At 44.8% G+C, this 23,181-nt stretch carries 18 protein-coding genes; 11 read left to right on the top strand and 7 right to left on the bottom strand.

What is annotated here, in order from left to right; all coding sequences use genetic code 11:
* Entirely contained in the window at window positions 1–1,896 is a 1,896-nt protein-coding gene (locus tag F0228_RS01325; RefSeq protein WP_171761736.1) for an extracellular solute-binding protein, read from the bottom strand.
* 244 nt (window positions 1,897–2,140) lie between these two features.
* Window positions 2,141–3,004, bottom strand: coding sequence for a class A beta-lactamase (gene bla, locus F0228_RS01320; RefSeq protein WP_171761735.1), 864 nt, complete (start codon window positions 3,002–3,004; stop codon window positions 2,141–2,143).
* A 192-nt stretch (window positions 3,005–3,196) separates the two neighbouring features.
* Between bla and F0228_RS01315 the strand changes: the two genes are divergently transcribed.
* The gene (locus F0228_RS01315) at window positions 3,197–4,240 is read left to right on the top strand and encodes an endonuclease/exonuclease/phosphatase family protein (protein WP_171761734.1); all 1,044 of its coding nucleotides are present in this window, start codon (window positions 3,197–3,199) and stop codon (window positions 4,238–4,240) included.
* Between the two features lie 151 nt (window positions 4,241–4,391).
* Here the strand turns inward: F0228_RS01315 and F0228_RS01310 are convergent, their stop codons facing one another.
* Both F0228_RS01310 and F0228_RS01305 read right to left on the bottom strand, forming a co-directional pair.
* The gene (locus tag F0228_RS01310; RefSeq protein WP_171761733.1) at window positions 4,392–5,057 is read right to left on the bottom strand and encodes an outer membrane beta-barrel protein; all 666 of its coding nucleotides are present in this window, start codon (window positions 5,055–5,057) and stop codon (window positions 4,392–4,394) included.
* Between the two features lie 163 nt (window positions 5,058–5,220).
* Window positions 5,221–5,856, bottom strand: coding sequence for a porin family protein (locus F0228_RS01305; RefSeq protein ID WP_171761732.1), 636 nt, complete (start codon window positions 5,854–5,856; stop codon window positions 5,221–5,223).
* Window positions 5,857–6,261: 405 nt separating this feature from the next.
* Here F0228_RS01305 and F0228_RS01300 point away from each other — a divergent pair, with 405 nt between their 5' ends.
* The 8 genes from F0228_RS01300 to F0228_RS01265 all read left to right on the top strand — a co-directional run bounded on the left by F0228_RS01300 (window position 6,262) and on the right by F0228_RS01265 (window position 15,835).
* Window positions 6,262–6,585 (top strand): winged helix-turn-helix domain-containing protein, encoded by a 324-nt coding sequence (locus F0228_RS01300; RefSeq protein ID WP_061031102.1) that lies wholly within the window; start codon window positions 6,262–6,264, stop codon window positions 6,583–6,585.
* A gap of 307 nt (window positions 6,586–6,892) precedes the next feature.
* On the top strand, window positions 6,893–7,312 hold the full coding sequence (gene rbsD, locus F0228_RS01295; protein WP_105058081.1) for a D-ribose pyranase: 420 nt from the start codon (window positions 6,893–6,895) through the stop codon (window positions 7,310–7,312).
* An 85-nt stretch (window positions 7,313–7,397) separates the two neighbouring features.
* Window positions 7,398–8,903 carry a ribose ABC transporter ATP-binding protein RbsA gene (gene rbsA / locus F0228_RS01290; RefSeq protein WP_171761731.1) on the top strand — a complete coding sequence of 502 codons (1,506 nt, stop codon included), beginning with the start codon at window positions 7,398–7,400 and terminating at the stop codon, window positions 8,901–8,903.
* Window positions 8,900–9,892 (top strand): ribose ABC transporter permease, encoded by a 993-nt coding sequence (gene rbsC / locus F0228_RS01285; RefSeq protein ID WP_171731062.1) that lies wholly within the window; start codon window positions 8,900–8,902, stop codon window positions 9,890–9,892. Before rbsA ends, rbsC begins: the two co-directional genes overlap by 4 nt.
* A gap of 108 nt (window positions 9,893–10,000) precedes the next feature.
* Window positions 10,001–10,879 carry a ribose ABC transporter substrate-binding protein RbsB gene (rbsB, locus tag F0228_RS01280; protein ID WP_171761730.1) on the top strand — a complete coding sequence of 293 codons (879 nt, stop codon included), beginning with the start codon at window positions 10,001–10,003 and terminating at the stop codon, window positions 10,877–10,879.
* Between the two features lie 222 nt (window positions 10,880–11,101).
* Window positions 11,102–12,028, top strand: coding sequence for a ribokinase (rbsK, locus tag F0228_RS01275; RefSeq protein WP_171761729.1), 927 nt, complete (start codon window positions 11,102–11,104; stop codon window positions 12,026–12,028).
* A 108-nt stretch (window positions 12,029–12,136) separates the two neighbouring features.
* Window positions 12,137–13,138, top strand: coding sequence for a substrate-binding domain-containing protein (locus F0228_RS01270; protein WP_171731060.1), 1,002 nt, complete (start codon window positions 12,137–12,139; stop codon window positions 13,136–13,138).
* A gap of 234 nt (window positions 13,139–13,372) precedes the next feature.
* Window positions 13,373–15,835, top strand: coding sequence for a CHASE3 domain-containing protein (locus F0228_RS01265; protein ID WP_171761803.1), 2,463 nt, complete (start codon window positions 13,373–13,375; stop codon window positions 15,833–15,835).
* 74 nt (window positions 15,836–15,909) lie between these two features.
* Here F0228_RS01265 and F0228_RS01260 read toward each other — a convergent pair whose 3' ends face one another.
* Window positions 15,910–16,701, bottom strand: coding sequence for a carbon-nitrogen hydrolase family protein (locus F0228_RS01260; RefSeq protein ID WP_171761728.1), 792 nt, complete (start codon window positions 16,699–16,701; stop codon window positions 15,910–15,912).
* A gap of 119 nt (window positions 16,702–16,820) precedes the next feature.
* A complete protein-coding gene (locus tag F0228_RS01255) occupies window positions 16,821–17,243 on the bottom strand; it encodes a lysozyme inhibitor LprI family protein (protein WP_061031111.1) in 423 nt (140 codons plus the stop codon).
* A gap of 288 nt (window positions 17,244–17,531) precedes the next feature.
* Between F0228_RS01255 and F0228_RS01250 the strand changes: the two genes are divergently transcribed.
* Together F0228_RS01250 and F0228_RS01245 are read left to right on the top strand one after the other, a co-directional pair.
* Window positions 17,532–19,091 (top strand): EAL domain-containing protein, encoded by a 1,560-nt coding sequence (locus F0228_RS01250; RefSeq protein WP_171761727.1) that lies wholly within the window; start codon window positions 17,532–17,534, stop codon window positions 19,089–19,091.
* Between the two features lie 266 nt (window positions 19,092–19,357).
* The gene (locus F0228_RS01245; RefSeq protein ID WP_171761726.1) at window positions 19,358–19,756 is read left to right on the top strand and encodes a hypothetical protein; all 399 of its coding nucleotides are present in this window, start codon (window positions 19,358–19,360) and stop codon (window positions 19,754–19,756) included.
* 166 nt (window positions 19,757–19,922) lie between these two features.
* On the opposite strand, the gene F0228_RS01240 is transcribed toward F0228_RS01245, so the two are convergent.
* Window positions 19,923–22,811, bottom strand: a complete 2,889-nt coding sequence (locus tag F0228_RS01240; protein WP_171761725.1) for an Ig-like domain-containing protein — start codon at window positions 22,809–22,811, stop codon at window positions 19,923–19,925.
* Window positions 22,812–23,181: the final 370 nt, after the last annotated feature.

Genomic DNA, 23,181 nt, shown 5'->3' with positions numbered 1-23,181 from the left:
CTAGCGACGTTTCTCAGGAAGCAATGCCGCCTTCTCTTCTGAAATCCACCATGTATCGATACCTAAATCGTATTTAGGCAGCACATCCGGACGCTCAAACTTGTCCCACATCGCCACTCGGTATTCACCAACGTGCCATTGAGGAATGTTGTAGAAGTTCCACTGCAACACACGGTCAAGAGAGCGACCTAGCGTAAGGAGCTTTTCTGGGTTCTGTTGGTTACGCGCGATTTCTTCAGTTAACGCATCGACCACAGGATCCACTACACCCGCTGTATTGTAAGTAGAATCAATGTAGTTAGAGTTCCAAACAATCATTAAGTTCGGGCTTGGGTAAGGGTTTGGCGAAAACGATGAAGAGACCATATCGAAATCTCGATCACGCAGACGCTTGATGTATTGCGTGGTATCGACCGTGCGGATCTTCATCTCGATCCCCATTCGCTTAAGGTTCTTTTGAACAGGTGTAGCAATACGCTCCGTCGTTGGGCTGTAAATCAACAACTCAAACGACATTGGCTTACCAGTCTTTTCGTTGGTCATTACTTTGTCTTTTAGTACCCAACCCGCTTCCTTCAGCAGTTTAAATGCCGTGCGCATTTGGCTACGAATACGACCACTGCCATCGGTGACTGGTGGTTGGTATTCTTCGGTAAACACTCGCGGTGGGATCTGGTCTTTGTATTGAGACAGCAACGCCACTTCGTCTTCACTTGGTAAGCCTTTCGCTTCATAGTCAGTGTTTTGGAAGTAACTACGAGTGCGCTTGTACTGGCCATAGAACATGTTCTTATTCATCCACTCAAAGTCCATCGCATACGTTAACGCTTCACGAACTTTAGGATCTGAGAACACTGGAGATTGAATATTGTAGACAAAGCCCTGAGTCGACTCTGGCTTCTCGTGGTTGATCTCTTCTTTGACGATATAGCCTTTGTCGAAGTTTGCGCCTGTATAAGAGTTGGCCCAGAACTTAGCTGAGTTTTCAGTACGAAGGTCAAACTCCCCTGCTTTAAAGGCTTCTAACATCACGGTGTCATCACGATAGTAATCGTACTGCACTTCCTTAAAGTTATTGCGACCCACGTTAACGGGCAAATCTGCAGCCCAATAGTTTTCATCAAGGCCGTAGGTAACACTTTGACCCGACTTATAACTGATGATCTTATAAGGACCGCTGCCTACTGGCGGTTCACTTAGCGGCTCAGAGAGTTTTCTGTCTTTCCAAAAGTGCTTTGGTAACACGCGAGTGCTTTGAGCAAAGCTAAACAACTTCTCACGGTTCGGATTATTCATCTCGATACGAACAACCAAGTCAGAAACCGCGGTAACGGATTCGATGTCTTTGTAGTACACACGATATTGAGGCACACCTTCTGTCGAAAATTTCATGAAGGTAAACGCCACATCATGGGCTGTGATGGACTGACCATCATGGAATTTAGCATTCGGGTTGATATCGATTTCCATCCAAGAGAAATCACTCGCATAACGAACTTTAGAAGCAATCAATGGATAGTAGGCATCAATTTCATCACTCGGTGAAAACATCAAAGTATCGTAAATTTCACCGGAATAACTAGCGGCAACACCACGGGAGCCGAATCGATTAAAGCTATCGTAGGTACCAATGCTGCCGTAGGTCACTTTGCCGAATTTAGGCGCATTCGGATTAACATAATCGAAGTGAGTAAAGTTGGCTGGGTATTTTGCTTCACCAAAACCAACCAGTTGTGTGGTTTCAATAACAGTGACAGCGGGAGTGGATTCGGTATCGGATGCGTAAGTAACGGAGGGTTGTAGAGCAATAAGCGGCAGCATAACTGCACATGAGGCTAACTTTAACCTGAAAAACTGAGTGCGCTGCGAGGCCTTGCGTCGAAGATCTGTTCCCATTTGACTCTCCCTTCAAATGTCATGAATTCAATATTCAGCTTGATTTGTCGGCTTTGAATGCATGCCGTTAAAACAAGTATAGAATCAAATCTAACATCATGTAATAACTAATAAAACCATCAGCACCATAAGTCTTACGCTTTATTTACAAATTACTCGGGACTGCTCTAAGAAATATCACGCGCTAGCGCTATGGCTGAACCTGTGGCTAGCGCGTGATTGTGTAGGATTACTGCACTATTAACTACTGCACCAGATACGCGTCAAAGATAAGTTGACCCACTTCATTAATCACCTTGTCACGTTGTTGGAGAGTGAATTCAGTTTCTGTGAGAGAGACGCTGATGATCAACGGAGCTCGATGTTCACTCCACACAATAGCCGTGATTGCGCGAGAACCATAAGCGCCCGCCCCTGATCTATCCGCAATATTCCAACCACTAGGCAAGATAGAACGAAACATTCCGTCAGACACTTTATTGTCCATCATCCAGCCTTTTAACGTCGCTTTAGACGCTTGTGACAACGTATCGCCATACATCAACTCATTCAACGTCATCACAATACTATTCGGTGTTGTGGTATCGCGAGCATCACCAGGTCGAGCATGATTCAATTCTGGCTCCAAATGATCAAGGCGAGTATTGCTGTCTCCAATAGAACGCAGGAACTGAGTTAAGCCATTGGGTCCATCTATTCCACCTAGCACAATATTTGCGGCGGTATTGTCACTCATCGTCATGGTTGCGCTACACGCATCTCTAAGTGAAATACCTTTATCGACTAGCTCTTTAGTCACTGGAGACCAAACAATGAGGTCTTCAGACTTAATGTTGACCTTTGAATCCAAATCCAGCCCTTTGTTTTCAGCATCATAAAGAAGGTTCGCACAAGCCAGAGTTTTGAAGGTGCTCATCATCGGGAAACGTTCGTCGCCCTTGTAGCTCCACGCTTTCTTGGTCGCAGAATCATAGACCGCCAGACCAATGCGTGCCGAAACACGAGATTCAATTTGCTCAATCGATTCAGGCTTAAGGGATTGACTCAATGACGATGCAGAGAAAAAGGCGCTCAACAATACAAGAGCGAGAGAGGTATATTTTTTCATAGTGAAACCATAAGAAAACGACCGATTGATCGTAGAGAAAATTAAACTCGACACCTTAACCGCATCGAATGGAGAGAATCTAAGCAGAAAGCGACGACCTTCGCTAGATCAAATGAAAATAACTAACTAAATCCGAACAATATCTCCATATTTTAGATATCCTTAAAAGAGTGATTTCAATAGGATTCAACCTTGAACAAACCAAACCAAGTAACCTTCTCAACGTTCAACCTTTTGAACTACCTTGAGCCGCCGAATGCTTATTATGATTTTGAGAACATCTACAGCCTCGATGAATGGCAAAAGAAACAACATTGGATTGCTGAGGCGATTCGTTCAACAGATTGCGATGTGATTGGCTTTCAAGAGATCTTCAGCCCAGAATCTTTACAGCAGCTAATGAATGAGATCGGTTACCCCTTCTTTGCCGTGGTCGATAGTGCACATGTTGAAGATGATTACCTGTACACCTCCCCTGTCGTTGGTATCGCATCGCGTTACCCAATTGAAAATGTGCAGCCTGTGACACCCGATTTAGAGCAACTTTCAGCCTTCAACCTTGGCGACAAATTCTCATTCAACCGCACACCAGTACACGCCACGATTGAACTGCCTCACTTAGGCTCAACCGATTGTTATGTCGTGCACTTTAAATCACAACGCCCAACTGAGCCAAAAGTTGAGCTAGCAGAACCCAGCGACAGTTCAGCAGAGCAAAAGCCACAAAGCGACACACTGATTAAACTTCACCAGGAACAACTAGGGTCTTGGCTATCGAGTGTTCAACGCGGCCTGGAAGCTCAACTGCTACACCAATACATTACCAATCAACGCTCTCTCACCGACCAACCCGTTGTGTTGATGGGCGACTTTAACAAGCCCCTATTCAACGATGAATTCAAAGGGCTGTTGAGCTATTCGTTGAATCGAGATGAAACCAGCCAACATTGGCTTTCACACTTTAGATTGAGAGACAGTTGGGATCTCTACCATCAATTACACGAAGAAGACTTACTTGAACAACGGAAACCGACACACTATTACGGCGCTTCAGGCTCTGTATTGGACTACATATTGATGTCGAACGAATTTGACTGCCAGAACTCTTCGAGTTTGATGGAGATATCAAACTATACCGTGCTCGATCATCACCTAATTAACCCAAGCTTCGAACACGACCAATTCAGTACTGATCATGCTGTCGTTTCCGTCACCGCTCATATCCGCGAGGCCTAAGCTAGACACAGAAAAGCCGCAGTCAAACACTGCGGCTTTTTAGCCTAGCCAAGCGAGTTTAGCCAACCGACGCCCCATTTAGAAATGGACTAGCTTTTGGAAATAGACTTTCTTTTAGAAATGGATCTGTTCTTAGGCAAAACGAAAAATATTAAAAGGTGTACATCGCGCCTAAGTAGAAAGAGTCCAAAGTTACTGTCTTTTTATATTTTTTACTCTTTTCTGCGACCGAGCCCTTCCACCTTGTCTCCTTAATTTCGGCATCAAACACATCAGCTTCGTATCCTAAACGCATACTGAAAGCCGGTGCTTTTGGAGGTGTGTACTCTAAGCCAAAGCCTACGCGAGCCCCGATATCGGCATCAGACTTGATCTGAGAAGCGCTGTATCTTCCATCCTTAGAATCTAAGTCGATACTAGACAAACCAACCACACCAAAAGGACGCAATCCGTTATCGAACGTGTAACCAAGGTTTGCGCTCAAAGAAATAACCTTTGGTGCCCAACTGAAGTTGTAAGAGCGAGCAAAGTTTACTTTTGCGTTGTGCGCAACTACATCACCGTAATCCGTGTATTGAGCCTCAATAGAAGCAATACGATTAAACTTATAGCCGGCCATAATGCGATAAGCGTTATCTTTCGCTTCAAATGTCGCTGTTTTGGCTGAATTACTTTTTGATACTAAGCCGTCATCATCAATGTCTGACGAACCAATTGCGCCACCTAGATAAAAGCCGCTATCCGTTACCGAAGCTGATGCCGTATGAACTGTAAATGACGACAGAAGCAGTACTGCACTCAATAGAGATTTATTCATCTTCATATTACCTTGAGTCTTTAAACCAACAGCTTTGACGAACGTGTTGGTCGATGTATAAAAAAGCTGCCGACGATTGCGGCAGCTTTCACTTTAGCTAAACGGGTTGAGCCAACCGACGCCCCATTTCGAAATCGATTTACCGTTTAACAAAGTGTGAAACTTAAAAGTTGTATGTTGCGCCTAGGTAGAACGACTCTAGTACAATGTCTTTTTCTACTTTTCTACGATTCCAAAAACTACCTTCGTAAGTCTCGATAGTGAATGCATCCGCTTCATAACCAAGACGCAGGCTTAATGCTGATAATTTAGGTGGGGTATACTCCACACCAACACCGAAACGTACACCAGTGCCAGTATCGTCGAAGTTAGAACCAGAAGGGCGAGAACCGTCTGCGTTTTTCATATCTAGGTCGATAGAAGATAAACCGATAATACCGAATGGACGCATGCCGTTATCAAATGTGTATCCTAGGTTTGCAGCTACTGATAATGTTTGAGGAGTCCAAGTAAAACCGTCGTTTTTATCAGCGTGGTTTTTTGCAACTAGGTCGCCATAGTCTGTGTATTGAAACTCAAGCGATACAATGCGGTTAAACTTGTAACCTGCAATTAGACGGTAAGAGTTGTCTTCGGCTTCAAAAGTCACAGGTTCTGTCTTTGATGAAACTAAGTCATCATCTTCAAAATCAACGGTACCAATTGCACCGCCAAGGTAAAAACCACTGTCCTCTGCCATTACACTGTTTGTCGCTACCGCTGACATCAATGCCACGCCTAAAATTAGTTTGTTATTCATTACTGCTTGACCTTACTTATTTCAAATCAAGATTGCTAAGCGTTCCCAAACCGCACAATCTTTTTAGAGTTATCCGACACCCCGTCGAATTGGCAATCAGATTACGCTCACAGAAAACAAAAAAATAAATAAAAATATAATTACTTAGTAACTTCGAACAACAAAATCAGTAAAAACAAATAACCAACTGAATAACAAAGAAATAAAACATCTTCATTTTTCACAAAAAATCCCACATCCATTTTCAAACCAACGGTTTTTTATATTTTTTCTCGCGTGGCTTACGTGCGCTTACTTTCAAGAGAGGTGTGATTTTGCATAATCCGCGCGCTTTGATTGCTCACTTTCGATGCACAACAAGTCATAAACCAATCTTTTCTATTCGAACAAATGAACATAAATACGATGAACCACACCATAGACTTCAGCGGCCTGCTCATTGATACCAACTCTCGAACGATTACCAATCAGCAAGGTAACCGTATTGCATTACGCCCTCAGTTATTGGCTGTGCTCTGTCTACTAGTAGAGAACGTAGGAAAGCCAATCACTAAAGAACATATTATTGATGAGTGTTGGGAGGGAGAGCTTTCATCACCTCACGCCCTAGCTAACGTTATTTATAACCTGCGTAACGTATTCGCTCGCTTAAGAACGCCTCATATCCAAATTCTCACAGTCACCAAGTTTGGTTACGCTCTATCAATAAAAGAAGGTGAACTCGTTTAGGCTTTGCCCTATTCGAGCCAACGGTAAAGCCAGACATCGAGTAAACCTGTTCCTAGCTTTGCCAACGATCGGGCTCCACAAAAACGAACCTAGCCCCCTACTTCCCTCGAATTTATGCAATCAATCACGGTGATTGAGATCACCAAAAAACACCTCATCGAAACGTTTCGATGATCGCTATCACACTCTAAAGCTCTCATAGGTGCAAATGATAAATCACACACTATTATCACTATCGAAACGTTTCGATGGCTTTTCTTGAGTTGTTTCTCATCCCATTAAGCGTGTTTTTTCGATAGGTCGTGATATGAAAAAAAGTACTCTAATAAACTCTGAACTCTCCTACTTAGTGGCGACTCTTGGCCACACAGACGAAATTACGATTTGTGATGCAGGGCTACCGATTCCAGATCATGTATCTCGTATCGACCTTGCTTTAACTCACGGTGTGCCGAGCTTTGCTCAAACCGTAAAAACCATGCTTGATGAATCTCAAATTGAAGGTGTGGTTATCGCGGAAGAATTTGCAAAAGTAAGCCCAGAGCATCATGCAGCGCTGATTGATCAAATCAAAACAGAAGAAGCGCGTTGTGGTAAAGAAATTGCGATTACTTACATCACTCATGAAGAGTTTAAACAGCGCACTCATGAAAGCCGCGCTGTGATTCGTACCGGTGAATGCACACCTTACGCGAATGTCATTTTCCAAGCTGGCGTAACGTTCTAGCTCAAGCGAAAAATAACGACAGCCCAGCGTGACAGCTGAAAGAAAGAATAACCAAATACAACTGGCCCCGAGTAAAGGAACCGACATGACTCAAGCCATTTTAGAACTTAGCTCAATTGAGAAGGCCTTCCCTGGTGTGAAAGCACTAGACAAGGCAAGCCTCAACGTTTACCCAGGACGCGTGATGGCGTTAATGGGCGAAAACGGTGCAGGTAAATCAACCCTCATGAAAGTGCTAACAGGTATCTATCAATTGGATGGCGGCACTATCGCGTACCAAGGTAAGCCTGCTGCATTCAAAGGGCCTCGTGACTCTCAACAAGCTGGTATCAGTATCATTCACCAAGAACTGAACCTGATCCCAGAGCTGACCATCGCCGAGAACATCTTCTTAGGTCGTGAAATCACCGGCTCCATGGGACGCATCTTGTGGAACGAGATGTACCAAGAAGCCGACAAGCTACTGAAGCGCCTAAACGTAAAGCACAGTTCAAAAACACCGCTTGGCGAACTGAGCCTAGGCGAGCAGCAAATGGTAGAGATTGCAAAAGCCCTATCGTTTGAATCTAAGGTCATCATCATGGATGAACCAACAGATGCCCTAACCGATACTGAAACCGAGTCTCTGTTCAAGGTAATCAACGAGCTACGTGATGAAGGCTGCGGCATTGTTTACATTTCTCACCGCTTGAAAGAGATTTTCGAGATCTGTGACGACATCACTGTACTTCGTGACGGCAAGTTCATTGGCCAGTGCGAAGTAAAAGATACTGACGAAGACGGCCTTATCGAAATGATGGTAGGTCGTAAGCTCGACGAACAATACCCTCGCATCGCACCAAGTCATGGTGAAACCTGCTTAGAAGTGATTGGTCTTACTGGCTCAGGTGTGCATGACGTTAGCTTTACCCTAAAGCGCGGTGAAATCCTAGGTGTATCAGGGCTAATGGGTGCTGGTCGTACTGAATTGATGAAAGTGATTTACGGTGCCCTTCCAAGTGAGCGCGGCGTTATCAATTTAGAAAATAAAACCATCAACCCTGTGAGTCCTAAAGATGGCCTTGCTAATGGCATCGCTTACATATCTGAAGACCGTAAAGGTGACGGCTTAGTGCTTGGGCTTTCAGTGAAAGAGAACATGTCTCTTTGTTCACTGGACCTACTGACCAAAAGCGGTCAAATCCAACACAAAGACGAAGTGATCGCAGTCGATGACTTCATCAAGCTATTCAACATCAAGACCCCTACTCGCGAGCAAATCATTGGCAACCTTTCTGGTGGTAACCAGCAGAAAGTCGCTATCGCTAAAGGCTTGATGACTAAACCAAAAGTATTGATTCTCGACGAGCCAACCCGTGGTGTCGATGTCGGTGCGAAAAAAGAGATTTACCAACTCATTAATAAGTTTAAAGCCGACGGCATGAGCATCATTTTGGTGTCCTCTGAAATGCCAGAAGTATTAGGAATGAGTGACCGCATCATGGTGATGCATGAAGGCCGCATCAGCGGTGAATTTGACGCTAAAGAAGCAAACCAAGAATTATTACTGGCGTGTGCGGTCGGTAAAAAGATTAACGAGGACGCAGCATGAGTACCAAAACCATGAGCAAAACAACTGAAACTGAAGCGCCGAAGAAAAAGCCGTTAATCAGCAAAGAGTGGCTGATTGATCAAAAGTCATTGATTGCTTTGATCTTTCTGATTGTTGTCGTTTCTTTCTTAAACCCGAACTTTTTTACTGTCGACAACATCCTAAACATTCTGCGCCAAACGTCGGTTAACGCAATCATCGCTGTAGGTATGACGCTGGTTATCTTAACCGCAGGTATCGACTTGAGTGTTGGCTCTGTACTGGCGCTTTGTGGTGCATTCGCTGCCAGCATGATTGGCATGGAAATCCCAGTGATGATCGCTGTGCCAACCGCTCTTGTAGCTGGCGCAGCATTAGGTGCTATCAGTGGTGTGATCATCGCGAAAGGTAAGGTTCAAGCCTTCATCGCAACGCTAGTAACCATGACACTACTTCGTGGTGTAACCATGGTTTACACCGACGGTCGCCCTATCTCAACAGGCTTTACGGACACAGCAGACGCATTCGCTTGGTTTGGTACAGGCTACGCAATGGGTGTACCGGTTCCAGTTTGGATCATGGTCGTAGTATTCGCATCCGTTTGGTACCTACTTAACCACACACGCTTTGGCCGTTACGTTTACGCGCTTGGCGGCAACGAATCAGCAACTCGCCTATCAGGCATCGACGTAGACAAAGTAAAAATCGGCGTTTACGCAATCTGTGGTCTGTTAGCAGCGGTAGCGGGCATCATCGTGGCTTCTCGTTTGTCATCGGCTCAACCAACCGCAGGTATGGGTTATGAGCTAGACGCTATCGCAGCGGTGGTTCTTGGCGGTACAAGCCTAGCTGGCGGTCGTGGTCGCATCATGGGCACATTGATTGGTGCACTGATTATCGGCTTCCTGAACAACGCCCTAAACCTACTAGACGTTTCTTCTTACTACCAGATGATTGCAAAAGCAGTGGTTATTCTTCTGGCAGTATTGGTCGACAACAAAAACAAGTAACACTTTGAACGGCTCTAGTTTGAGTCAACGCAACACCCTAATAAATCAATAATATAACAACGAGCTAGGACTCACCTCCTAGCTCACCCTACACAAAGGACTTACACCATGAAAAAATTAGCGACTCTTATTTCTGCTGCTCTTCTTTCTACAACAGTATCTGTGTCTGCACAGGCGCAAGATACAATGGCAATCGTTCTGTCTACATTGAACAACCCATTCTTTGTAACCATGAAAGATGGCGCAGAAGCGAAAGCTGAAGAGCTAGGCTACAAGCTTATCGTTCTTGATTCTCAAAACGACCCAAGCAAAGAGCTGTCGAACATTGAAGATCTAACCATTCGTGGTGTCAAGGCAATCCTGATCAACCCAACAGATTCAGATGCTGTGTCTAACGCGATTCGCATGGCTAACCGCTCTAACATCCCAGTACTAACACTTGACCGTGGCGCAAGCCGTGGTGACGTTGTAAGCCACATCGCTTCTGATAACGTAATCGGTGGTGAAATGGCAGGTCACTTCATCATGGAAAAAGTGGGCGAAAAAGCGAAAGTAATCCAACTTGAAGGTATCGCTGGTACTTCTGCAGCTCGTGAACGTGGTGAAGGCTTCATGAACGCAGTAAACGGCAGCGGCCTTGAGCTTCTTGCAAGCCAACCTGCTGATTTCGACCGTACTAAAGGTCTGAACGTAATGGAAAACCTACTTGCAGCTAACCCAGATGTTGAAGCAGTATTCGCTCAGAACGATGAAATGGCTCTAGGTGCACTACGCGCTGTTCAAGCATCAGGTAAAGACGTGATGATCGTTGGCTTCGACGGCACAGACGACGGCATCGCTGCTGTTAACCGTGGCCTACTTGGCGCAACCGTTGCACAACAACCAGACCTAATCGGTTCTTTAGGCATCGAAATTGCTGACAAAGTACTGAAAGGCGAAAAAGTAGACGAGTACGTACCAGTACCTCTAAAAATCATCGCTAAATAATCGATGCTAATCGAGTAATACCAAGCAGGGAGTCCCCTATCTCCCTGCTTTCGTCACTCAATAGCGCATTTACTCACTGGCTCAAAGCAAAAAGCAAAAACCGACAGTGCATCGCTGTTTCTCATCCCTCTATCGCGACTTGACGGCTCTCTCGCGACTGAATAGCTAACCATGAGAAAGACCCATGCATTTTCAAATACGATATATCATAAGGCTCGTATCATGACTCAACTGATTGTTTTAGGTAGCGTTAACGCTGACCACGTACTGCAAGTTCCTTCGTTCCCTCGTCCGGGTGAAACCTTGATTGGCGGTAACTATCAGGTCATCCCTGGCGGTAAAGGCGCAAACCAAGCGGTCGCTGCTGCGCGATTAAACGCAGATATCGGCTTTATTGCCTGTGTCGGTGACGACCCATTCGGCATCAACATTCGTCAAGATTTTGCTAAAGACGGCATTAACATCGATGGCGTAATCATGGCAGAGAACACGCCAACTGGCATCGCGATGATCCAAGTATCAGCAGCGGGTGAAAACAGCATTTGTCTTTCTCCAGAAGCGAACAACAAGCTGACTTGCGAACAAATCGAACCACACCTAGAGAAGATCCGCGGTGCGAAATTCCTTCTAACTCAATTGGAAACCCCAATCGAAGGCATTGAATACGCAGCGAAAACCGCTAAAGAGAGCGGAACTCGCGTGATTCTAAACCCTGCCCCTGCTCGCCCACTATCAGATACGTTATTAGCGTGTGTGGATGTGATTACACCAAATGAAACCGAAGCAGAAGTACTGACAGGCGTGACCGTAACCGACAGCGCATCTGCTCATCAGGCGGCTTTGGCTCTGCATGCGAAAGGCATCGAAACGGTAATGATCACTCTTGGCGCTAAAGGTGTATGGGTAAGTAAAAACGGTGAGGCTGAGTTAATCGCTGGCTTCCGAGTTGAAGCGACAGACACCACCGCTGCTGGTGATACCTTCAACGGTGCACTAGTGACAGGCTTACTTGAAGATATGCCAATGGAACGCGCGATTAAGTTTGCTCATGCTGCGGCGGCAATTTCAGTAACTCGCTTTGGTGCTCAAACGTCTATTCCAAGCCGTGATGAAACAGACGCATTTTTGGCAGAGCAACTGTCTGCCTAATAGGTTGCAGCTTAATTAAGTTATGTAACAACAAATAACTAAACATAAGCCCCTGTTTTCAGGCAGAATATCGCCCAACGTGGAAGGTTATTCCCACAAGGATTTTTTATGGCAACAATGAAAGACATCGCTAAGCTCGCAAAGGTATCGACCTCTACGGTAAGCCATGTGATTAACAAGTCACGTTTTGTCAGTGAAGAGATAGCTGAGCGTGTCAACAATGCCGCGAGAGAGCTTAACTATGCGCCTTCTGCATTAGCTCGCAGTTTGAAGATGAAGCAAACCAAAACGCTTGGCATGCTAGTGACAACCTCTACCAACCCATTCTTTGGCGAAGTAGTAAAAGGCGTTGAACGTCGTTGTTATGAAAAAGGCTACAACCTTATCTTGTGTAACACCGAAGGCGATAGCGAACGTATGAAATCGTCTATCGATACACTGCTACAAAAACGTGTCGATGGCTTAATGCTGATGTGCTCTACCCTTGAAGGCGAACATATCGACGTGTTCGAACGTTACCCAGAACTGCCTGTCGTGGTGATGGATTGGGGACCAATGCTGTTTGCGAGCGACAAGATTCAAGATAACTCGCATCAAGGTGGCTACATGGCGACCAAGCACCTGATTGATAACGGCCACTCTCAAATTGGCTGTATCACAGGTCCGCTGCATCGTAACCAGGCATCATCGCGTTACCAAGGCTTCAAGCAAGCGATGGAAGAAGCAAGTTTAGAGATCAACCCTAACTGGATTGTAGAATCAAACTTTGAATGTGATGGCGGCTTTGACTCCTACCAAACATTAAAAGCCCGTGGCGAAATGCCATCAGCGATATTTGTTAGTAATGACATGATGGCAATGGGCGTGATTCATGCGGCAGCGCAAGATGGCACATCAATACCCAATGATCTGTCTATTATTGGCTACGATGACATCCACTTGTCTAAATACATGACACCGGCGTTAAGCACTGTCCACCAGCCAAAACACCGCTTAGGTAAAGCAGCCGTTGATACACTGTTGAGTCGCTTACAAACACCAGACGCCTACCCACAGGTCGTTGAGTTAGAGCCGACCCTAGTAGAACGAAGCAGCGTGAAAGCGATTTAACCCACAATCACCCTTACCCCATCATAAAGAGCCAGCTTATTAAGTTGGCTCTTTGTTTTTAGACTTAGTTGGTCAATAAAAGCTTCGTCCATCAAACCATCACCCTACCTCTCAAAACATGTATTTATGCATTAAATAGAGACATTTTCGAATCAAAATATGCATTTACACACTCAACAACTCATTCTCACCTACACTATCAATAACGAACATCGACATGGAGAGCGTTGTTTTATGATTTTGGGCTGGTTCGACAATATTTCCCTTCAAAAAAAGCTATTCGTCAGCTTTTGTATACCTATTGCTCTGATCGTGACCGTTTCGTTCTCAGTTCATGAAAACACCCAATCAATGGTAGAAGACAATCACTGGGTGGTTCACACACACAAAGCTATTGCACGAGCTCAAGAGTTGCTCAACCTAGTCGTAGATATGGAAACCGGTCAAAGGGGCTACTTAATCACAGGAGACCCTGTCTTTTTAGAGCCCTACCACCTTGCACTCGATGTGTGGCGTCAAAAAATTCAAACCCTTGCCGCTCAAGTTAGCGATAACCTGGCGCAAGTTGATCGCCTAAACAGAATTGATGATATCCATAAAACCTGGCTCAAAGAATCTGGAGAAAAGGAAATCCAACAACGCAACCTCGTTAACAAAGGTGAAGCAGATATGCAGAGTGTCGTAGCTCTCACCAAGCAGCAAACGGGAAAACAACTGATCGACCAAATACGAAGTGAAATCGCGCGATTTATCGAAATAGAGCATCAGCTGATCAGCGTTCGTGTTGTTAAATCTGATAACTCCGCTCAGCAAACCGATTACGTTCTATTGGTCGGTACACTCCTTTCCGTTTTCATCTCATTAGTTATCGCGGCATGGTCATCAAACCGTATTAAACGCAGGATAGACATACTGCTCGCAGCCGCTAATCAAGTTGCCGCAGGTAATCTAAGAGAAGGCGCTTCAACGCTTAACCTACATTCAAAAACAAACGCCCAAGACGAGGTTGCCCACCTCACACATAGCTTTCAGAAAATGGCGACCAACCTAGTAAAAAACGACAATGAAATGCGGGCAAAAAACCAAGAACTCGTCGCGGAACGCGCCAAAGCTGAAGCTGCGGTAAAAGCCAAGGGTGAGTTTTTATCAACCATGAGCCACGAAATCAGGACACCCATGAACGGTGTACTCGGGATTTCTCAGATCATCGCCAGTCAAACTCAAGAGCAAGAAACCAAAGAGAACATTAATATTATTCTCGATTCTGGCCATCATTTAATGACCATACTCAACGACATTCTCGACTTTTCTAAAGTAGAAGAGAACAAGCTTGAACTAGAGGTTGCACCTTTCCATTTTGTCCAAGTGATACAACCCGTTTGTAGCGCAATCAAGCCATTAGCAGACGAAAAAGGCATCCGCCTATTGATAGAAAATAACGTTCCGGCGCATATTCAGCTCATTGGAGACAGTGCAAGGTTACGTCAAATTCTTTACAACTTGGGCGGCAACGCGACCAAATTCACCAAAGAAGGTCATGTTGCCATTCAAGCTGAGCTCAACCGCCCCAATAATAAGCTCATTCTCACGGTGACAGACACCGGCGTTGGTATTCCCAAAAACAAACACGAGCAAATATTTAACTCATTTGAACAAGCAGACACATCAACAACAAGACAGTTTGGCGGTACCGGGCTTGGCCTCGCCATCGTTAAGAACCTCGTCAAACTTATGAATGGTGACATCATATTAACCAGTGCTGTTGGGCTTGGAACAAAATTCGAAGTCTCGCTTCCTATTGCATGGCAAGAAGGTAAAGTAGCCAGCGAGAACATCCCACGTTTGGCTGATACAGAGAAACTCACCTACGAATCCCTCAACATCCTGTTAGTCGAAGACAATCGCATCAACGCCATTGTCGCTAAGGGCTTCTGTGAAAACCTAGGCCACCATGTCGACCTAGCAGAGAATGGAAAATTGGCGATTGAACGTCTCGAAACCCATCAATATGATCTTATATTAATGGATAACCATATGCCTGAAATGAACGGGGTGGAGGCGACACATTACATACGAGATAAATTAAAACTCAACACCTTAATATTCGCCTATACCGCGGATGTGTTTCGCGAGGCTCATGACAGCTTTCTCGATGCTGGTGTCGACCACGTTCTTACCAAGCCCCTACAACAAGAAAGCTTCTTCGATGCGCTGCAACAGTTCTCAAACCGCTTACCAAAACAATCAGCGGTTGAACGTACAAAAAAGTATGAGAACGTCATAGAGCTTCTTCGCAAGCCCATCGACACATTAAGACTAACCGAAGAAGAGATAAGCCAATCAGAAGTTCTGAAAATGCTTAAAGATGACAAAATAGGATTTAGCATGCTTATTGACTCAACGATTCTCGAGTTCGAAAACTCTGTCGACAAAGTCATCGAATACTACCTCGCGAAAAAGCTAAAACCACTGTACAAAACCTTGCACTCCATTAAAGGTATGTCGCTTAACTTGGGGCTTAACATGCTTTCAAAACAAGCATTAGAGTTAGAAGTACAGGCAAAAAACCAGCAGCTACCTGATATAGAACTGCTCCAAAAACTGCTTAACCGCCTGATGGTCAATATTCATCAAGCTCAGCGAATGAAAGCCGGTAATTCCATCGAGCGTTTAAAGAAAATAGATAAAAAAACGTAAGAACACACCACTTCAAGACTAAGGGCAAGGTGAAATACCTTGCCCTTTTCAATTCCATACTGCATTGCGTCATCCTAACGGCTTAACACAGAGGCGATTTTCTGCATTTCATCCAACAGTTCTATCCCATTGTATTGAGGCGCTATCGCCAAGTCTTGAATAGTCACTGTATCAACCGACTGTTTGTCCGAACATTGAAGCACCAAGTCTCCCTTTGGTGAATAGACTCGGCTTCCACCACAATAGGTTGCAGTAAAGGCATCAACCGCATCTTGCCCAACACGGTTACACGTTACGATGTGGCAACCTTCTTCTAGCGCCCTCGCCCGTCCGATGGCAAAACTGTGGTGACCACCAAAATTGGCGGGGTGAAGAACAACATCAACAGAGTGATACGCTCTCATGATCTCTGGGAACCAAATATCGAAACAGATCGCCACACCAAACCTCAGGCCTTTATATTCGAAAGTTAAAAGCTCAGAGCCCCGTGAGAAATACTGCTTATCGAATTTGGTTTGACTGACTTTGCGATATTTATGGCGAAGCCCGGTTCCATCAATCACAGCAACGCCGTTGTAATATTCGCCTTGGTCTTCCTCTGCAATGCCAGCAACAATCAAGGTTTCATGCTTTTCTGCCAGTTTCGACAAAGAATCAATGGTCTCACTATTGGCGAAGTTTTCGCTTAACTCGTGCACTTCTGACGCTTGGTTAAAGATGTAACCCGTAGAGAACAATTCTGGTAGCAGGGTAATGTCACCGACGGAGGCTTGCGCATCTAAAAGCTCCGAAACCAGAGCGAGGTTTTGCTGTTTGTTTTTGTATTCAACTTCAAGCTGAACAAGGGTGATACTGACATTATTCAAAATCGAATCCTTACTGGGTCACACAAATCAGATGCAGAGTAAGAGAATCACCCTTCGCTTTCTTACTTCAAGCCAAACCATTGAAGCAAGCGCACACTCTCAAGCTCATTTTCGCCTGTCTATTCCATCAACTTAGGTTCTGGCAACACAGGCGGCGTACTGTCCATATAAGTTAAGAAATTCTCCCACACTTCGTGCGTGCGTTGCTTGGTTAACTTAGTCTTACAAGAAAGCGCCATCAGTCCACGAATTGAACCATCGCGCCATTGGGTATACACAGAATCACAATGCGCTGTCATATAGGCTTGCCAACTCTCCTGAGCGACCTTAATGCCCCCCACCAACTCAGTATCATCTGCATTGTGTTCAAAGCTGGCTGCTAAGTATTTCTCAAGCTCTACCTGTGCAGATTCAAGCTCAAGCGCGGCACAGTGATTGATCTCTAGCGTGTTCATCGCATTGTCGCAATCAACCGCGTCTTCGCCAGCATGTGCCAAACCAGAGAAGTAAGTCAGTAAGAGCAGTGCTATCGCTTTTTTCATACCAATCCCTAATCATTCGGTTAGTTTTCTTCAATATTGCAATCGTATATAACTCTAGCCTTTATAGGGTTATAAATATTTTTAATTCGTATTACTACTGCAAAAACACGTAAAATCCACAAAGAAAACCGGATTAACATCAATATGTTACTGGTGAAACTAAAAAAACATTATCTTTATCAATAATCCATGCGTGCATTCACAATATTTATTATTTTCCTTGCTACCTAATCGTTAAATTTATAAATTAAATCGAATGCTCATCCAATCGGTAACGCTTCTCCAATTATGGATATCAAGTACCAACATTTTGCCAAGACCACATTCTACTTTGCCATCTCTTTCGTTTTGTCGATGGCATTGCTCATTCCTTTTACACCGTCTCATTATCATGCGTTAACCGAAGAATCTTCACAATTAGTTGAAACCAGACTTCAAGAGATCCAAGCCAGGTTTGGCAGCTTTCTCGCAGGCATCACACCCGCTCTATCTTGTGATGCCATCGTGACCGAGCTTCGCCAGAATGTATTCAATGCCGATTGGGTGAAAGAAGCCGCTGTATTCAATAAACATAACCGCTTTTACTGCTCTACCACCGATGGCGAGGTGTCATTTCGCCTTTATAGCAGCATCCGAGAAAGGCTCAATGACAATCCAAACTTAACCACCTTATCGTACTCCAACGCTGCAATTACCAAGGTGCAGTCCATCATGCTGATTTTCTCGGACAAACAGCAGGCGGGAGTAAGCCTGATGATACCGCCACACTTTATCTACGATCTTGTAGAGTCAAACCTGAGTAGCCATGGAATCAACTCAAAAGTAGAAGTGATAAAAAGAGATATTCACCCAACCGAACCCGAAGTGTACTTTTCGAAGGTTCGCATACAATCAGAGACATACCCTCTGGCTATCACCTCCTACATCGGGCATCAGTACTACATCAACTTCTTAATGAGCTTTTCTTGGTTTGGGTTTCTTATGGCGGGAATCACCACCATTGTCCTGTTGTCCGCTAAACATAAGAAACAGAGCCAACGCAGTTTAGAATATTCCCTCTCTAGCGCTCTGAAAAACAAACACCTGCAAGTTCACATGCAGCCAATTGTTGACCAGAAAACCACCCAAATCGTGGGCTGTGAGTCACTGTTAAGGTGGAACCACCCGATTGAAGGCAACGTCTCACCCGCTATTTTCATACCGCTCGCAGAGAAGCTAGGTTTGATAGAAGAGCTGACGTACTTTGTGCTACGCGAAGTACTGAAAACCATCAAACACAATCAAGACCTTTTCGAAGACAAATACATCAGCGTCAACATCAGCCGAAACGTCGTGTCTAACAGTAACTTCGCCCACAAAGTATCAGGGATTTTCAAAAGAAACCCTGAGATTCTAAAGCAGGTGGTGTTTGAAGTAACCGAAGATGGTGAGTGCTCAGACGCGGATATGGCAAAGATAAAAGAAAACCTAACCAAGCTAGCGAACATGGGCGTGAAAGTCGCAATTGATGACTTTGGTACGGGCTACTCAGGGTTAGATTTCGTAAGGCAATTTCCGTTCAGCATCCTAAAGATTGATCGCGTCTTCGTGCAGAACATTTCAGACGAATCCAGCTTTGGTGTTCCTTTGCTAGAGTCCATGCTGCAACTGTCCCGTACTTTAGGCATGCAGGTTATCGTGGAAGGCGTAGAGTATGAATCGCAAGTGAAAGTCTTGTCTAAGTTAGGTGTCGACTATATCCAAGGTTTCTATTTCTATAAGCCGATGCCAATCAACCTAACCATCAGCCTGCTCAGGCAACAACAGCACATCACTGCGACTCATGAGTATCACATCTCGCCAACCTAACATATGAATGTAAACCGATGCGGGGGAAGCGCTGAAGAGACAGCCAGCGCTTTCCTGATTTCCTGATTTCCTGATTTCCTGATTTACCCACAATAGAAAACTCCTTTCTAATTCCTATCTCCCATTCACAGCGCGAACCACAAACCTAGCCAGACATTCCTTGTTACATAAGGCACTGAAAAACTGCGAAAGAAAACACAACAGCCATAGGTCTCCTTTGATGAACATTTAACGTCATCGCACCGTGAGTGCATAAAAGGAATATCATGGAAAAGACACTGCAAACCAAACTGGCCACCAGCCTACTGCTACTGCGAGTCGGCATTTTTATCGTCTTCTTGTTCTGGGGCTTAGATAAGATTCTTGTGCCAGAGCACGCTGTTAAGGTGCTGTCCGGCTTTTACGGGTTGGACATATCAACCAATGCGATGATGGCCTTAGGTGTCGCGCAGCTCGGGTTTTTAGGCGCGTTCGTCGTCGGTATGTGGAAGAAGTACACCTACGGCGCAATTCTAGTTCTTCATGCAGGTTCTACTTTCTCCTCTTTTGCTAAGTACATGGACCCGTTCAATAACCTGCTGTTCTTTGCCTCTTGGCCAATGCTTGCAGCTTGTGTCGCACTCTTCTTACTGCGCGACTACGACACTTACAGCGTTACCAACTAACACAAAGTGAGCATTTAAACTTTCCAAGATGTGATAGGTCTGAAGTGAAAGTAAATGTGAGATTAGTATGGGAATAAGGCGAGAAAAGCATTCCCATGATGGAGATTAAAAGAATAACGGAAGGCATAAGCGCCTTCCGTCGTTCAAGCAGGTGATAAGGTAAGTACTACTTACTTACGCTAATCATCTCGTTAAAGTAATCCACTTGCTCTGCCATGCTCAAACTTTGGCTGTTTGAACCTAACGTCCACATAAAGAAGCCACCGTAACCGTTATCTTTTTGCCATTTAGCACGGTCTAGGTTGTTCTGACGTGTTTCAACAAAGTTACCACCGGGTGCCCACTGACTGTTGATCGTATTACCTAGAACAATCTTTGACTTGTCTCCAATGTACTCAGCGTAGTTTGCCATCGCGACTTCGTATAAGAAGTTTCGACCCGCGTCGTATGTCATCACGTTGAAGAAATCGAAGTCGTTCTTGGTCGCTTTCAACAGATCAATCACTTCACCGTGATGAGATGAACGGCCAGACTCTTCAATGTAAGAGCAGTTTTCAAACACACTCGCATCCATACATTCAACTGGATCCGCACCTACGTGGTAAGTCGTTAGAGACAGAACCTTCGTATTACCCACTTTCTCACGGATAAGTTTGATCAAAGCCGTTAAGTCTTGGTTCTCTTTGTCTGAGATTCGTGCCGCTTTCTCAAAGTCAAAGTCCAGACCATCAATGTGCACGTAACCCGCTAATTGGTACTTGCTGTAATCACAGCTACCGTCTGAGTTTGTTGCAAGACACTCGCCTTCCACCTCTTCAGGTTTTAGGTTCTTTTTGTACACAGGGAATGGCGTATGCACCAAATCAACTAAACCGTTCGCAACCGATTCACGGCTTTCAGGCGTACTGATCGCCGACCAAATGCTCTCGTAAGTTTGACCACCAAACGCAACCATCATAGTCGCATTTTCGTTGTCATGCTTGAGCGTTGACCATGCTAGGTACTGTGTTGGCATCCAGTCCGGATTGTAATTCGGTGGTGTTAGCATGCCATCAGAGATCGTGATGTTACCGCTCGCGTCCCACTTACCAAATGACAATAAGTAACCATCACCTTCTGAGTTGAACAGCTCTTGGTAGTCATTCAACCCCCAAGACGTTAGGTAACTGATAGAGCGATCAGGGTTATCGACTAAGCCGCCACCACCTGTGCTTTCTTTGACTGTAATGTTAGACGTTGCAGAGGTTTGCTCTTGGTTGGCCGTATTCACCGCTTTTGCCGTGACAGCATATGTACCCTGCTGAGCACCTAGCCACTCATATTCATAAGGTGCTTCCGTGTCTTTAAACAGCTCGTTACCGTTCGCAATGAAGCTTACCGAGGAAATATCGCCTTCGTAACTCTTCGCGTCTGCTTTGATCGAAATCGCACGACCTTCGAAGTAGCTTGAACCATCCACAGGAGATGCTAAAGAAACAACCAAGTCTTTATCGGTAATCGCTAAAGAAATTGGCGCCGCCTCCGCACTCGCACCTTGGTCATCGTAGGCAACAACCGTTAATGTGTATTGGCCTTCAACTTGGGCAGGCACCGTGATGGTGTAAGTATCGCCTTGTGAAGGCGTGTTTGATGTCGCAACCACTTGACCATTCAATTGAACATCAACGCGAGCAACTTCAGTATCATCCGATGCATCGACTACAACTTCAAATGCTTGGTTAGGTGCGATTTTCTGTCCATCTTGCGGTGATTGAACGTCCACCACTGGCACTGGGTTCGGATCACACTCACCCGCTTCATCCCATGCATCTTTCCACGCATCAGGATAACTTGGATGACCGGTTCCTGGTGTCCATACAGGGTTACCACACCAACCCGCTACCGTACATGAGTAGATATTGCCAATGTTAGTGACTTCATCACCGACGTTATAGGCCACACCATCTTGGTACTGAGGTATGTCACCACAGCTGGTGCTTGTATCTGTCACCGTGATGGTTAAGTTCTTACTAGAGACATGTTGCTCGTCATCTTTTGCTTCCGCACGAAGCGTAGTAGAGCCTGCCGTTTGCGTTGTCCAGTCACAAGAGAAATCTTGGGGCGTTTTCGCATCAAGAGAACACACTTCTGAATCGTTAGCGAAGAACTTAACCGTCGCTAAGTCATCATCTGCATCTGTTACATGCGCTGAAATTGTGATGCTGTCACCTTTTTGGTGAGAAGAGCCTGCGTCTGGCGAGATAAACTCAATCACAGGTGGATTTGGCGCCGTCGATTCTGACTCTACCGTCACTTGAACTGCTTTTTCTGTGAGTTTATCGCCACTGTCATTGAAAGCCATCACAGTGATCGATGCTGCACCAACTTCGCTTGGAAGCCAAGCTTGTTGGTATTCTGTTGTACCTTCTACAACGTTTTGCTCACCCAATTTGGTACTGTTTGCCCAGAACTCGAGTTTGCTTGCACCCTCACCTTCGACACCCGTAATGATGTCAACATTCGTACCTGTGTAAACCACTGAGTTTTGAGCAGGCGCTAAAATATCCAGTGAAAATTCTGGTGGAGGAACCACTTCGCCATCCACTTTGACCACAACAGAATTCTCAAACGCATTCAGATCAGTCAGTTCGCCACCGAAAGAAATAGTCAATGCCGCAGATTCACCAGAGGCCAGCTCACTATCAACCCAAGAGCCTTCTGGGAACGTCAACGTCACGGCGTTCAATACCCCATCCGCTTGCGTCGTATGAGAGATTTCCCATGATGGGTAAGAAAGATGGTTCGACGCCCAGTTGATCTCGTTAATCGCTACTGGCAATAAAAATTCGATCACGGCTTCACGCATGTCTGCGCTATCTGAGCCTGTGTTTGTGATATCTAGCTTATAGGTGCTCCAGTATTCACTTTCTGACTGAGCCACCGCATCAGTACTGAACTCACTAGCCATGGCTTGTGAAATTGGATTCAACAATAAGCCAGAGCAAAGCATTGTTAGCCCTAACGCGCGATATCCAAAAGAGTGAATCTGTTTAGCACTGCTCTTTCTTAGATACATACTTGATTCCTTAGCTTTATATTAATTATTTTATTTCTGCAATAAACCTGCAATTGGAAATTCATCCCCCCCTTGCAAGTACACTTAATTTACACAAGAAATTAACCAACAAGGAATTAAACTTTTACTTATTGAATAAATGTCAAAATTTATTTAATTATGAGATAAAGCCCAAAATTTCGGAAAATACAATTATGTAAGGCCCCTTTAAACCACCAACTTAGAATGAACTAAATTAGGTTGAACTAATTTAGGAAAGGTAAAAATAATTAAATTAACCTGGATAAGAAAGGGTCTTGGCGGCATAACTAACAGACAAAGAAAATCACATGCAAATCAATACATAACAATAACTTAAATGAAAACCACT

This window comes from Vibrio sp. 99K-1 (assembly GCF_013114585.1).
GTDB lineage: Bacteria > Pseudomonadota > Gammaproteobacteria > Enterobacterales > Vibrionaceae > Vibrio > Vibrio chagasii_B.
This window is presented reverse-complemented; position numbering and strand designations above follow the sequence as displayed.